Raw genomic sequence first — 13,341 nt, 5'->3', positions numbered from 1 at the left:
ACCCCCACCCAGGCCGCACCCCTGCCACCCAGCCCAACGAACCACAACCGCCAAGGTCACCCATTCGGCCCCAGAACCCCCGTTCCCACCCCCACCAACCCACCCACAGGACTCACTCCCGCTCGCTACAACTCACTTCAATGCAGCAAACCGACAGCAGCTCACAACCCCTCGGGAAGCCCGGTCACGGCGTACTCGCCGTTCGTGTTCGTCGCTGTCGACACCAGCCGGCGGCCCCTCGGGTCCATGACGGTCACCATGGCGTGACCGATGGGCCGCTGCTCGGCATCGCTGACGGTACCGACCAGAGCGGGAACCGGCTCGCCGAAGTGGTGGGCGTGGACGGGGAGGGCGGTGGGTGTGGGCACCTCCAGAGAAGGGTCGTCGATCGGCGGTTCCCCGACGTCCTCCTGCTCGTTCGCCGCATCCCGGCGGGCGGCCGTGCGGCGGTGCCGCCATGCGTCGAGCCCCAGCAGGCCGGCACCCGCCGCGATCCACGCACACAGCACGAGGACGGGCTTGAGCACTCCTGCGCCGTCGAAATACAGCACTCCGCGCAGGGCGTCCACGGCGTTGGCGAGGGGCATGACCGCGTGCACGTACTGGAAGAACGTCGGCAGCATCGCGGCGGGCGCCACGCCTCCACTGGTGGGGATGCTCAGCACGATGAACAGGCCCATGCCCACCGCGGGGAAGAACTGCTTGGCGAAAGGCGCCAGGCCGGAGGCGAAGGTGGCCACCGCCGTGGTGAGCAGGAAGGCGATGGCCATGGTCCACGGGTTGTCGGGGAGGTATTTATCCGAGCCCTGTGCCGACGAGGTGGCCGACGATGCTGAACAGGGCTGCGACGCCCATGATCGTCAGCAGTTTCCTCGTGCGGTCGAAGGTCACCGCACGCAACATGGTCGTCGCCAGGATGTAGCCCGGAATGCTCCAGGCGATCCCGAAATAGACGAGGGTCGTGCCCATCAGGTCCTTGCTGACGGTGGGCGCTACGTCCCGCACCACCGGCTGCTGTCCGCGTTCGGCCGTGACTGACGTGAAGGCCTTGGTCAGCGCCTGCTCGAGGGACATGCCGTTGGCCTTCGCCACATACAGCACGGGCCGGTGGCCGCCGGTGAATCCCGCCACGGCATCCCGGTCCAGCACCGTCCGCCGGGCGTCCTGGGCGTCCCCCACGGCGACGACGTCGAACCCGCCCGGATGCTGCCGCTGCAGAGCGGCGTCGACCTGGCGCGCCAGGTCGACGCCGGCGACCACCACCTTCGCGTGGTGTGGCTGTGGCGCATGGAGCGCCGGGGCGAAGCAGAACAGAAAGCCCAGGAAGAGGGCCGCCGGAAACCACAGGGCCTCGGCCAGGGTCCTTGCCGCAGTCGCTCTCCGTGACTGCCCGATCTGGTCGACGCTGATCTGTTGGGCGTCCGTCACCGCTTCTTGCACCCGGCCCTCTCCCTGGTCCCGTCGGCGCCCTCGGCCGACCGACATTCCCATGTCAGTGTAACTTACACATATATTTCCGCCCGGCTCCGGAGCGACGGGCTCCGTGCGGCATCCAGGAGATGCGTTGCACGCGATCGCCCGTCCGGCGTCGCACCCCATTCCGCCCCTGTGATCGCATGGTCGCGCACAGTGCTGATGGGGGGCATTCCGGGGCGTAATGGGTCAAACATCTCCGTGCGAAATGATCGAAATGATCAATTCTGTTTCTTCTGTTGAGCGGTTGAGCGATTGCGTGCTAGAAACCGCCTACTCCACAGCGGTATCCCGCACACCTCCCGGCCACCGGAGCACTGATGACGCCTCCTCCCACGCCTCCTTGGTCCCGCCGCACCTTCCTCGCGGCCACCGGTGGCACCGCACTCGCGGTCGGCCTCACCGAGCCCGGCGCCGCCGCGGCCACCACCCGTACCCAGGCATCGGCGGCCGCCCAGGCGGACGACGAATTCGCGGTGCTGCGCGCCAAGTGGCGCACTCTCATACTCGGCGAGGGCTTCAGCCCGACCGCGGAGCCCTTCAAGTCCAAACTCGCCACGCTCGGCACCCAGGCAGCAGACTTCCGGGCCACCATGGCGCCGACGGCCGGCTCACTGTGGCCCGGCATCAGCTACGCCGACCCGTCGCCGGACACCGACCAGGAGTCGTACGGCTACTCGGCCAGGATGAACGACAGCTTCACGAGGCTGAGCACCATGGCCCAGGCGTATGCCCAGCCCGGAACGGGGCTCACCGGAGACGCCGCCCTCAGGGATGCCGTGATCGCAGGCCTGGACCACCTCTACTCGGACGTCTACAACGAGAACAAGGCCAGGTTCGGCAACTGGTGGAACTTCCAGATCGGCTCGCCGCAGGCCCTGATGGACACCGCCGTGCTGCTCTACGACCACCTGTCGGCCGAGCAGATAGCCGCCTACTGCCGGGCCGTGGACACGTTCCTGCCGGACTCGGCCGTGGCGCGGTACACCGGCACCAGCACCGGCGCCAACCGTGTCGACCTGTGCCGCGGGATCATCCTGCGCGGCGTCGTCGGCGGCAGTGCGGCGAAGATCCAGCTCGGCCGTGACGCGTTGTCCCCCGTCTTCCCGTACGTGACCACAGGCGACGGGTTCTACGCCGACGGCTCGTTCATCCAGCACACCGACGTGCCCTACATCGGCGGCTACGGCGCGGTGCTCCACGACGGTCTCGGCCGGCTGTTCGCGCTGCTGCGGGACTCGACGTGGCAGGTGAACGACCCGGGCAGCCAACTCTTCCTCGACACCGTCGAGAAGGCCATCGCCCCCTTCATCCACAACGGCCTGATGATGGACAACGTCTCCAGCCGCGGCATCAGCCGCGGCCTGACGGTGTCCGACCCCTTCCAGCTCCCCCAGGACGACCACACCCGCGCACACAGCGTGATGGCCTCCGTCCTTCTGGTCGGCCAGGGCGCGAGCCCCGAGGAGCAGGCACGCTGGAAGTCCATGGTCAAAGGCTGGCTGCAGCGCGACTACTACGCTCCCGCCCTGAAGAACCCGAAGCTGAGCCTGGTCAACACGGCCCGGCTGCAGACGCTGTTCGACGACGACACGGTCAAGGCGTCGCCCGAACCGAGCGAACACCGGGTCTTCTCCAACATGGACCGCGCCACCCACCGCCGGCGCGCCTGGTGCGCCTCGGTCAGCATGGCCTCCCGGCGCATCGCGCACTACGAGTTCGGCAACGGCGAGCACGCCCGCGGCTATCACACCGGCTCGGGCTGGCTGTCCTGGTGGGGCGACGACCACGGTCTGGAGCAGTACTCGGACACCTTCTGGCCGACCGTCGACCCGTACCGGCTGCCCGGCATCACCGTGTCGAAGAAGCTGCTGCCGGACGGCTTCGGCGGCAACTGGGGCAACCCGAAACCCGACACGGCCTGGGTCGGCGGAACCACCGACGGCGAGTTCGGCACCACCGGGCAGCATCTGCGGGGCATCGACAGCACGATGACCGCCAAGAAGTCCTGGTTCTGGCTCGACGACTCGATCGTCTGCCTCGGCGCGGGCATCACCTCGGCCGACGGCACCGCGGTCGAGACGGTGATCGACAACCGCAACCTCGGTGCGTCGGGCACCGCCCGGCTCAGCCTCGACGGAATCCCGCAGCCCGGTACCCAGGGATGGCAGACCACCAGGGCACACACCAAGTGGGCGCACATCGCGGGGCACGCGGGCTACGTCTTCCCCGAGGCGGGCGGCAGCCGGGTCGGTGTGTTGCGCGGGGAGCGCACAGGCGCCTGGAAGGACATCAACACCGGAAGCTCTCCCACCCCGTTCACCGGGCGCTATCTGACGCTGTGGCAGGATCACGGCACCGACCCGCTGGACGCCTCGTACGCCTACATCCTCATGCCCGGTGCGAGCGAGCTCCGCACCGCCGCCCGCGCCATCGACCCGCTCTGGCTGCAGATCCTCGCCCACACGGCGCGGCAGCACGGCATCCGCGTCCCCTCCCTCGGCTTCACCGGGATCAACTTCTGGGAGGCGGGCACGGTCGGCAAGGTCACGGCGAGCGCACCGGTGAGCGTGCAGATCCGTGAGAAGCGGGACGGCACGGCGACGATCTCGGTCGCCGACCCGTCCCGCACCGTGACGGGCCTGACTCTCACCTGGAAGCGACCGGTCACGTCGGTGCTCTCCAAGGCGACTTCGGTCACCGACGTGCGGACGGGCTCCTCCCTCACCCTCACGTTCGGCGACCTCAGCGGCAGCTTCGGCACGACCCACCAGGTCAAGGTCCGGACGGCCTGACGCACGGCACCACCCCGGCGGGCCGGGTTCCCGCCCACCTCCGCGGGCAGGAGCCCGGCCCGGCCCCCACCCGACTGAACAGGTCGCGGCAGAAACAACTCCCCCCACGCTCAAACGCCTTGGCACCCACCCGGCGAACGTCCTGCCCCTCGCGCTCTCGCTCGAACCGGCCCCACCCCGCCGGCCACCGGCGGAGTGGCGCCCGCGACCGTGCCGGCCCCGCGAACTCGGAGATCGACTACGCGAGGTCGCCCCCTGAGCCCCTCCTTCCGGACGTCAACTGGGTGGGCGGCGCCACCGACGGACAGCGGGCGGCCATCGGGCAGTACCTGAAGGGACTGCAGAGCACGCTGCTGGCGAAGAAGGCGTGGTTCTGTCTCGACGACGCGATCGTCTGTCTGGGCGCGGGCATCAAGTGCAGCGACGGCACGGCCGTGGAGTCCACCGTCGAAAACCGCAATCTCGGTCCCACCGGCAGTACGTCCTTCACCGTCGACGGCACCACCAAGCCACTGACCTACCCGTGGTCGGAGACCCTCACCGGGGCCACCTGGGCACACATCGGGGGCCACGGCGGCTATGTCTTCCCGGGCGGCGCGACCGTCAAGGCGCTGCGCGAGGCCCGCGACGGCAAGTGGAGCACCATCAACAAGGGCAGTTCCACCACCACCCTGAACCGCAAGTACCTGACCCTGTGGGTCGACCACGGCACGAACCCGGTCAACGCCTCGTACGCCTACACACTCCTGCCGGGCGCGACGGCGGCCCAGACGTCCGCCAGAGCGGCCGACACGGGCTGGCTCCAGATCCTCGCCAACACCGACGACCAGCAGGGCATCAGAGTCCCGTCCCTCGGCTTCACCGGGGTCAACTTCTGGTTCGGCGGCACCGTCGGGACCCTCACCGCGAGCGCGCCCTGCGCGGTGATGATCAGCGAGAAGAGCGACGGCACCGCGGTGATCTGCGTCAGCGACCCGATGCGGATGCAGACGTCCCTGACGCTCACCTGGAACAGGGCCGTGGCTGCGGTGACCTCCAAGCCGGCCACGGTCACCGCGGCCACCACCGGGGCTTCGCTGCAGCTCACCTTCGGCGACCTCAGCGGCACCACGGGTGCCACGCAGAAGATCGGCGTCAAGCTCGGCTGACCGGTGAGCCGAGTCGCCCCTGCACAGCGAACGCGCGCTACGGCCTCAGCAATGGCGAAGTCACCATGGCTGCCGGAGGCTGAGCCGTGCCGTCATGCCTGCTCGCGGCGGCCGCAGGGGCTTTCGCCTCTCGTGGCCGTCGCAGCAGGGGACGGCGTGGTGCACCCGACACGCGCCACGCCGTCCGCAGTGGGCGGCTGTCAGGCCTGAAGTCCCGCGGTCCACACGGTCTGTGGCTCCACCGCCCTCAGATTGCGCAGAACCGTCCTTCGCGGCGCGGGTGGAATCTCCGCGAAGGAGGGCACCGCGAGCACCCTGCACCCCGCGGCCTCGGCCGACGCGACACCCGCCGGGCTGTCCTCCACCGCGAGGCATGCGGCAGGGTCGACGCCGAGCGTCCGCGCCGCCGCGAGATAGGGATCGGAGGCGGGCTTGGTACGAGGCGTCTCGCCTTCGGCGACCGTCGTACGGAACCGGTCCGCGCCGAGGACCTTGAGCACCGCGTCCACCACGGGGCGCGGGGACGCGGAGACCAGCGCAACGGGGATGCCCATGTCCCCGAGCAGATCGAGGAATTCCGACGCGCCGGGCAGCGCGGTGGTTTCGGCCTCCACGGCGGTCAGGAAGGCTGCGTCGAGTTCCCCGGCCACGGACCGCACGCTGCGGCGGGTGCCGGAGACCTGCTGGAGATGGGCGGCCGTGTCGGTGACGGCGCGGCCCAGGACGAAGGGCAGGTCGCCATCGACCAGCTCGTGGCCGAGCCCCGCGGCGGTCTCCCGCGCGGTACGCAGCCACAGCGTCTCGGTGTCGACGAGCGTGCCGTCCATGTCGAGCAGGACGGCGTGCGGGGCGGCGGCGAAGGGCCGGCCGTCCAGCGTCCAGTGCCGGTCCGCATGCCGGCCGAGCGAGGCGAACACCTGGGCGGTGACATCGACATGGCGGACGGCGCGGGGCGCAGCCCCTGCCGTGATGCCGGGGCCCGCGGCGATGAGCCAGGCGGTGCGCTCCTCCTCGGTGCGGCCGCCGTGCCCGCCCGCGTCCGCATGGCCGTGGTCGGTGACGACGAGATACGTCCACTCCTCGCTCATGAACGAGGGCCGGGACCGCACCGCGTCGAGCAGCCGTCCGAGCCGCTCGTCCGCCGCCAGGACGGCACGCTCGTACTCGCTGCCGCAGCCCAGGAAGTGCGCCGTCTCGTCGGGTGCGCCGAGATAGACGAACGAGGCCTGCGGGTCGTCGCCGGCCAGGACCCGTACGGCCTCCTCGGTGATCTGCTCGTCGCACGCGTCCCAGCCCTCGGGGGTGTCCGCGACGGGCGAGACGTACGCGGTCCTCGCCGGGGCCTGGAAGAGCGGGCCCCCGCCGCGGGCGAGCATCAGGGGCTCCCAGCCTGCCGCGACGAAGGTGCGCCGTCCGTCCCCTTCCGCGAGCCGGGTCGCGAAGTCCGGGAAGACGGACAGGCGGTGGCCGGTGAAGTCGTTGCTCCACACGCCGTGTTTGGCGACGGTGACACCGGTCACGATAGTGGCCCAGCACGGTCCCGACATCGTCGGTGTGCCGTCGTCGACCTCGACCGGTGCGAGGAAGCCCTGCCGTGCGAGGGCGTCCAGATGCGGCGTCGGCAGCCGGCGCAGGGTGTCGAGCCGTACGCCGTCGATGCCGACGACGAGGACGCGGTGGGCATCACCAGGCATAAGAGGGTCCTTCCCAGGTTCGGTCGGCAGTGGCCCGTCCAGGATGCGGCCGGGCCTCTTGCCGACGGGGTGCTGCAGTCGGTCGGCCGCCGCTGACGGCAGGTCGCCCCCGGCGTTCAGTTGCTGCGAAGAACGATGTGCAGCGCCTGTGGGGCATCGAAATCGGCGGGGCGCACCTGCCTTCGCCGTCACCCAGCCGTTCGCCGTCGAGCCACACGGCGGAGCAGGAGTCGACGCCCTCGAAGCGCAGCACGGCGCGGCCCGCGGGGCACCGCCCGGGGATCGAGCCGACCGCTGCCCGGCGAACGGTCCTCGACGTAGGCGGTGTCCGGTGCGGGGATGTTCGTCATGCGGGATGCTCCTCAGGCCGAGCGGTTCAGCTCGTCGGGGCCGACTCCGTACGCGAAGGGCGCACCCTGCGCATACCGCTCCACTTCATCGATCGCCCAGTGCGCCATGCGGCCGAGTTCATTGCCGAGGGAGCCGGCGATGTGCGGGGTCAGCAGCACGTTGGGCAGGTCGTAGAGAGGGGAGTCGGAGGGCAGGTGGTCCGGGTCCGTCACATCGATGACGCCGTGGATCCGGCCCGACACGAGCTCCGCGGTGAGGGCCCGGGTGTCGACGAGCGAACCGCGCGCGGTGTTGATGAGCGTGGCCCCGTCCGCCATCAGGGCGAGCAGCCGGGCGTCGAACATGTGCCGGGTCTCCGGGAGTTGGGGCGCGTGGATGGAGACCACGTGGCTGCGCCGTACGAGCTCGTCGAGCCCGACGCACTCCACACCGAGAGCGGCCGCGTCCTCCTTGTCCACATACGGATCGTGCAGGAGGACCTCCAGGTCGAACGGCCGCAGCAGTTCGATCACCCGGCGGCCGATCCGTGAGGCGCCCACGATGCCGATGGTGCGCAGATAGTTGCCCTGCCCGGCGAAGTGCGGGAGGAGGTCGAAGGCGCCCCGTGCCTCGCGATAGCGTCGCGCGGCGCCGAGGACCCGCTTGTTGGCGAACAGAATGGAGGCCAGGGTGAATTCGGCGACGGGCAGCGCGTTGGCGGCGGCCGCGGACGAGACGGCGATGTTCCGCTCCCACACCGCCTCGGTGACGTGGTGCTTGACGGAGCCCGCCGCATGGACGACCGCCCGCAGCCGCGGCATGAGCCGCAGTGCCTCGCCGGTGAGCTGCGGGGAGCCCCAGTGGGTGAAGAGGACCTCGGTGCAGGCGAGCACGGCCGGATCGGCGGCGGCGTAGTCGGTGACCAGGAGCGACGTGTCCACGTCCGCGATGTGCCCGAGCCGGTCGAGGGTGCCGTCGGCGAGCAGGGTGCGGTGGATGTCGCCGCCCATGGAGAGCAGGGTGACCGGGCGCCGGCCGGCCGGGGTGCGGTGCGAGCCGTTCAGGACGGTGCCTTCCGGTACGAGCATGGTCACTTCACCGCGCCCGCGGTCAGACCGGAGCGCCAGAAGCGCTGCAGGCAGATGAACGCGATGATCAGCGGGATGACGGCGATGAGTGAGCCCGTGATGACCAGGGAGTAGAACTCGGGCTGCTGGGCCGTGTTGGTGTTCCACATGAACAGGCCGAGGTTGACCGGGTAGAGGGAGTCGTCGTTGAGCATGACCAGCGCACCGAAGAAGTTGTTCCAGCTCCCGGTGAAGGAGAACAGGAAGATCGTCATGAAGCCGGGGGCGAGCATGGGCAGCGAGATCCGGCTGAACGTGCGGAGCTCGCCGGCACCGTCGACCCGCGCCGCCTCGAGGACCTCGTTGGGGACATACCCCTCGGAGAAGACCCGGGCGAGATACACGCCGAACGGGTTGACCAGGGCGGGCAGCAGGATCGCCCAGTAGGTGTTGACGACGCCGACCTTGGAGGCCAGCAGGTACATCGGCAGCTGGATCACCGTGGCGGGCACCAGGACGCCGCCGAGCAACAGCCCGAACAGCTTCCCCTTGCCCCGGAAGTCGTACTTGTCGAAGGCGTAGCCGGTGGCGGTGCACAGCAGCGCGGAGGCGGCCGAGCCGACCACCGAGTACAGCAGGCTGTTGCCGAACCAGCGAAGGTAGATGCCGTCGTTGAAGGTGAGGACGTCATGGATGTTCGCGAAGAGGTTGAAGTCCCCGAAGGAGAAGCCACCGGTGGCGAACAGATCACGGTGGTTCTTGGTGGCCGCGAAGAGCAGCCAGCTGACCGGCATCAGCATGTAGAACGCGGCGACGAGCAGTACTCCGTTGACGACGCCCTTGGAGAGCAGCCCATGCCCCGGACCGCGCCGCCGGCCGGTGGCGGCTGGCCTGTTCGCCGACGGAGCGGCCGGCGCCCGGGCGGGGACGGATTCCTTGGTGACCGTGTGAGTGCTCATGCGGACTTCCACCGGTTTCCGAGCTTGGTGACGACGTACGAGAGCAGCACGCCGAGTGCGGCGAGCATGAGGGATGCGGCGGCGGCGAGTCCGTAGTCGTGCTGGACGAAGCCGGCCTTCCAGATGAAGAGGGTCGGCGACCACTCGGTGTCCACCGAGGAGGTGCCCCGCTGGTTGAAGAGCTTGGGCTCGGTGAAGAGCTGGATCGCGCCGACGCAGGTGAACAGCACGGTCATGACGACCGCGGAAGCGATCATCGGCACCTTGATCTGCAGGGCGGTTCGCACGGCTCCGGCGCCGTCGACGACGGCGGCCTCGATGAGTTCACGCGGTACGGCCTGCAGCGCCGCGTAGAAGATCACCATGTTGTAGCCGATCCACTGCCACGCGGTGAGGTTCACCATGGAGGAGAGCACATGGTCGTCGCTGAAGAAGCTCCATGAACCGCCGAGGGCACCGATCCAGTCGAGCACCGGGCTGAGACCGGGCGTATAGAGGTAGATCCACAGGATCGAGGCGATCAGACCCGGCACGGCGTGCGGCAGGAAGAGCGCCAGCTGGAAGAACTTCCTGGCCCTGGCGACCGCGGAGTCGACCAGCAGGGCCAGTCCGAGCGCGGCGCCGATCATGACCGGGATGTACAGCGCGCAGTAGACCGCGATGTGCAGGAAGGACTGGCGGAAGCCCTGGTCGGACAGGGCGTTGGTGAAGTTGGCGAGGCCGGCGAACGCCCGCTCGGTGCCGCCGAATCCGAGCCCGGAGGAGGCGCGTTCCTGGAACAGGCTCATCCACACGGCATAGATGATCGGGGCCGCCATCACGGCGGCGAACAGCACGAAGAACGGAATGATGAACAGGGCCGCGGCACCGCGCTGATGGCGCTTCAGCCGGGACGCGCTCGCGCGGGGGGTGCCGGCTCGTGATGGGCGCACGGCCTTGGCGAGTGGTGCTGCCACGGTGGGCTCCTTGGCGGATGGACGCTGCGGGGAGGAGGGGCGTCGGGGTCCGGCCGCGGTCGGGCGCAGCCGGACCCCGACGGGTCACTCGGCGAGCTTGAGCCCGCGGTCCTTGATGCCGGACTCGGCCTTCTGCTGGCCGGCCTCGACGCCGGCGGCGAAGCCGCCCTTGGCCGATGCGTCCTGCACCGCCGTGTAGACGTCCATCTGGTTCGGACCCCAGGTCCATCCGGGCACGATCGTGTCGACCTGCTCGGAGGCGAGCTTGTAGATGTCCTGGTCGTTGAAGTACGCGGTGTCGAACTGGGAGGCCGCGACCTGACGCATCTCCGGGTTGGCCGGCAGTGCGCTGCTGGGGGACTTCTTGTCGCCGAGGCGGGCCTTGACGGCGTCGCCGTTGGTGGTGACCCACTTGATGAACTCGGCAGCGGCCTCGGTGTGCTTGCTGCCCTTGAGTACGCCGTAGGAAGTGCCACCGTAGTTGCCGATGGCGGCGGTGCCCCAGTTCGGCATGGGCGCGGCGGCCCACTTGCCCGCGAGGTCGGGCAGCGAGGTCTTCATGCCACCTGCGGACCAGGAGGCGCCGAGGAAGCTGAGCGTCTTGCCCTCGACCCGGGCCTTGGTCTCCTCCGGGCTCCAGCCGGTGAAGGTCTGCACCAGGTCGTCCTTGATCAGGCCGTCCCAGTAGCCGGCGACCTTCTTGGAGCCGGCGTCGTTGACGGCGGGCTTCCAGGCGTCACCCTGGGTGGAGAACCACTTGCCGCCGGCCTGCCAGGACAGCGCGGCGAGCAGTGCCGGGTCCGACTTGGGCATCGAGGCCAGGCGGACGCTCTTGTCCTTCTTCTTGACCTTCGCGGCAGCGGTCCTGAACTCGTCCCAGGTCTTGGGGACTTCGATGCCGTACTTCTTGAACAGGTCCGTTCGGTAGTAGTACAGCTGCGGCGCGGCGTCGAACGGGACCGTCCAGGTCTTGCCGCCGAAGGTCACCAGGTTCTGGATGGGTGCGGGGAACTTCTCCTTGACCGTGTCGCCGGCGAGGTCGGTGAGGTCGACCAGATTTCCCTGGCTCGCGAACTCGGGGACCATCTGGTACTCGATGGTGGCGACGTCGGGGGCGTTGCCCGCCTTCACCGCGTTGGCCAGCTTGCTGTACCCCTCGGTCGAGCTCGGGATCTCGGTGAACTTGACCTGGATGTCCTTGTGGGTCCGGTTGAACTCGTCGGCCGTCGCCTTGGCGCCCAGCGTCCAGGTCCAGTAGTTGATGGTGACCGGCTTGCCGTTCGACTTGGTGTCGGTCGAGCCGCCGTCGCCGCCACAGGCAGTGGCGAGCAGCCCCAGAGCGGCGACGGAAGCGACGGCGGCTATACGGAACGAACGTGAAGTGCGCGGCATTGCACGGCTCCTACGGGACCTCGTACGGGAAAGAGGCGAACGAGGGACATCATTTGCGCGATGCCGATCACAGTCAAGAGCGAACGCACACAACAATCAAAACGATCGACACGCGATCAGTTGTTGCTCAATTCGCCTGCCCCGCACGACGCCCGGACCCGCAGCTCGGGCAGCAGCTCGAGGTGCTGCCGTGGCGTCGGAGTCCGGCCCGAGGCGCGCTCGGCCAGCCGCTGCAGCATCAGCTTCGCGGCCAGCTCGCCCACCGCCCGTTTCGGCGGTGCGACGGCCGTGAGCGGCACGTCGGACAGGCCCGCCACCTCGTCGTCGTACGCGATGAGGGCCAGGTCGGCGGGCACGTTGATGCCACGCTCCTGCAGCCTGGGCACCAGCACGATCGCGTCCTCGTCGCTGTGCACGAGTGCCGCCGTGACACCCCGCTTCTCGACCGCGTCGACCAGGTACTGCACCGTCTCGTCGTACTCGCCGTGCGCCCTGATCACCGGCGATGCGGGCACGGGCGTCAGTCCGAGCGACTCCACCGCTGCCAGATATCCCGCGGAGATCTGCGCGGCGTGCGGCCCCTCCTGGAGCACGGCCGCGACTGCCCGATGCCCCAGCTTCGCGAAGTGACCGACTGCCACCGCGGCGCCGTGCGCGCGGTCCGTGCGCACCCGGTCGAGCCCCGCGGCCGGGTTGCCGGCCGGGGCCGAGCGCTCGACGAGCACGGCCGGAACCGGGCATTCCAGGAGCCATTTCTCCTGACCGTCGGCGGGCACCCCGCCGAACCAGCTGGGCGCGATCAACAGCCCCTCGGCCCCTCCCGCCAGCAGATGCTCCGCCTGGACGGGGTCCTCCGAGTCGACGTAGCCGGACATTCCGAGCACCAGACGGCCGCCCTGGGCCTCCACGGCCTCGCGCGCCCCGCGCACTATGTCGGCGAAGATGAAGTTGGTGGTCGGCACGATCATCCCGATCACGACGCCCTCGGCGGCCGTCGGCTGCGCCGGTGCCTCCGCGGCCTGCCCCCCCGGCCACACCACGGCCCCGTGCAGCCGCTGCACCCTTCCCTGGGCGGCCAGCGCCTCCACGTCACGCCTCAACGTCACTGCGGAAACACCGAGTTCGGACGCCAGCTCGGCGACCCGGATACTGCCGCGCTCCCTGACGAGTGCGAGCACGCGGTCATGGCGCTGGTCGACATGCAGTCGCATGGGCTCCCCTTGGGGCGATGGCCGGACGGACGGACGCGGAGAGTGACTCCTCGCAGGTCACTGTACGCCCAATAGCGTATCGATCGTCTATGTTCAAAACGATCGCCGTGTGATCGAGGAGTCATGCGTCGACTGCCCGGAGTCCGTGCCGAGGGGGCGTGCACGCCCTGCCCTCGGCCGAGGACCGGAGCCCTTCGGCCTGCCGGACGCCGGCCGATTCGACCACCGGCTCTTCGATGTCACCGGACCGGCCGCCGAGGGGTTGCGAGCTGCTGTCGGTTTGCTGAGCTGAAGTGAGTGGTGGTGAGCGGGAGTG

Annotated in this window: 9 protein-coding genes and 1 pseudogene; 2 read left to right on the top strand and 8 right to left on the bottom strand. The window is 69.5% G+C overall.

The annotated features are described in order from the left end of the window. Window positions 1–161: 161 nt before the first annotated feature. Together OG878_RS05355 and OG878_RS05350 are read right to left on the bottom strand one after the other, a co-directional pair. Window positions 162–770 carry a carboxypeptidase regulatory-like domain-containing protein gene (locus OG878_RS05355; protein ID WP_328885684.1) on the bottom strand — a complete coding sequence of 203 codons (609 nt, stop codon included), beginning with the start codon at window positions 768–770 and terminating at the stop codon, window positions 162–164. 25 nt (window positions 771–795) lie between these two features. Then, window positions 796–1,440 carry a hypothetical protein gene (locus OG878_RS05350; RefSeq protein ID WP_328885683.1) on the bottom strand — a complete coding sequence of 215 codons (645 nt, stop codon included), beginning with the start codon at window positions 1,438–1,440 and terminating at the stop codon, window positions 796–798. Between the two features lie 353 nt (window positions 1,441–1,793). Here OG878_RS05350 and OG878_RS05345 point away from each other — a divergent pair, with 353 nt between their 5' ends. Together OG878_RS05345 and OG878_RS05340 are read left to right on the top strand one after the other, a co-directional pair. Further along, window positions 1,794–4,268 (top strand): polysaccharide lyase 8 family protein, encoded by a 2,475-nt coding sequence (locus OG878_RS05345; protein WP_328885682.1) that lies wholly within the window; start codon window positions 1,794–1,796, stop codon window positions 4,266–4,268. A gap of 266 nt (window positions 4,269–4,534) precedes the next feature. Then, window positions 4,535–5,416 (top strand): annotated as a pseudogene (locus OG878_RS05340) (polysaccharide lyase family 8 super-sandwich domain-containing protein); the annotation flags it as partial. A 200-nt stretch (window positions 5,417–5,616) separates the two neighbouring features. Here the strand turns inward: OG878_RS05340 and OG878_RS05335 are convergent. The 6 genes from OG878_RS05335 to OG878_RS05310 all read right to left on the bottom strand — a co-directional run bounded on the left by OG878_RS05335 (window position 5,617) and on the right by OG878_RS05310 (window position 13,025). Then, complete coding sequence (locus tag OG878_RS05335) at window positions 5,617–7,110, bottom strand: HAD-IA family hydrolase (protein WP_328885681.1); 1,494 nt, start codon at window positions 7,108–7,110, stop codon at window positions 5,617–5,619. Between the two features lie 362 nt (window positions 7,111–7,472). Further along, complete coding sequence (locus OG878_RS05330; RefSeq protein WP_328885680.1) at window positions 7,473–8,528, bottom strand: hydroxyacid dehydrogenase; 1,056 nt, start codon at window positions 8,526–8,528, stop codon at window positions 7,473–7,475. Window positions 8,529–8,530: 2 nt separating this feature from the next. Further along, window positions 8,531–9,466 carry a carbohydrate ABC transporter permease gene (locus OG878_RS05325; RefSeq protein WP_328885679.1) on the bottom strand — a complete coding sequence of 312 codons (936 nt, stop codon included), beginning with the start codon at window positions 9,464–9,466 and terminating at the stop codon, window positions 8,531–8,533. Continuing rightward, a complete protein-coding gene (locus OG878_RS05320) occupies window positions 9,463–10,422 on the bottom strand; it encodes a carbohydrate ABC transporter permease (RefSeq protein WP_328885678.1) in 960 nt (319 codons plus the stop codon). The genes OG878_RS05325 and OG878_RS05320 overlap by 4 nt, the downstream gene beginning before the upstream one ends. Window positions 10,423–10,506: 84 nt before the next feature. Next, window positions 10,507–11,814: an ABC transporter substrate-binding protein gene (locus tag OG878_RS05315; RefSeq protein WP_328885677.1), complete on the bottom strand. Its 1,308-nt coding sequence runs from the start codon at window positions 11,812–11,814 to the stop codon at window positions 10,507–10,509. A gap of 116 nt (window positions 11,815–11,930) precedes the next feature. Then, a complete protein-coding gene (locus OG878_RS05310) occupies window positions 11,931–13,025 on the bottom strand; it encodes a substrate-binding domain-containing protein (protein WP_328885676.1) in 1,095 nt (364 codons plus the stop codon). Window positions 13,026–13,341 lie beyond the last annotated feature (316 nt).

It is taken from the genome of Streptomyces sp. NBC_00316, assembly GCF_036158715.1.
GTDB lineage: Bacteria > Actinomycetota > Actinomycetes > Streptomycetales > Streptomycetaceae > Streptomyces.
Note: the sequence above shows the minus strand (reverse complement) of the source record. Positions and strands in the feature narration are given on the sequence as shown.

Coding starts and splice junctions, on each gene's coding strand:
- OG878_RS05355 (WP_328885684.1), bottom strand. CDS start 770: ATGGCCATCGCCTTCCTGCTCACCACGGCGGTGGCCACCTTCGCCTCC.
- OG878_RS05345 (WP_328885682.1), top strand. CDS start 1,794: ATGACGCCTCCTCCCACGCCTCCTTGGTCCCGCCGCACCTTCCTCGCG.
- OG878_RS05335 (WP_328885681.1), bottom strand. CDS start 7,110: ATGCCTGGTGATGCCCACCGCGTCCTCGTCGTCGGCATCGACGGCGTA.
- OG878_RS05330 (WP_328885680.1), bottom strand. CDS start 8,528: ATGCTCGTACCGGAAGGCACCGTCCTGAACGGCTCGCACCGCACCCCG.
- OG878_RS05325 (WP_328885679.1), bottom strand. CDS start 9,466: ATGAGCACTCACACGGTCACCAAGGAATCCGTCCCCGCCCGGGCGCCG.
- OG878_RS05315 (WP_328885677.1), bottom strand. CDS start 11,814: ATGCCGCGCACTTCACGTTCGTTCCGTATAGCCGCCGTCGCTTCCGTC.
- OG878_RS05310 (WP_328885676.1), bottom strand. CDS start 13,025: ATGCGACTGCATGTCGACCAGCGCCATGACCGCGTGCTCGCACTCGTC.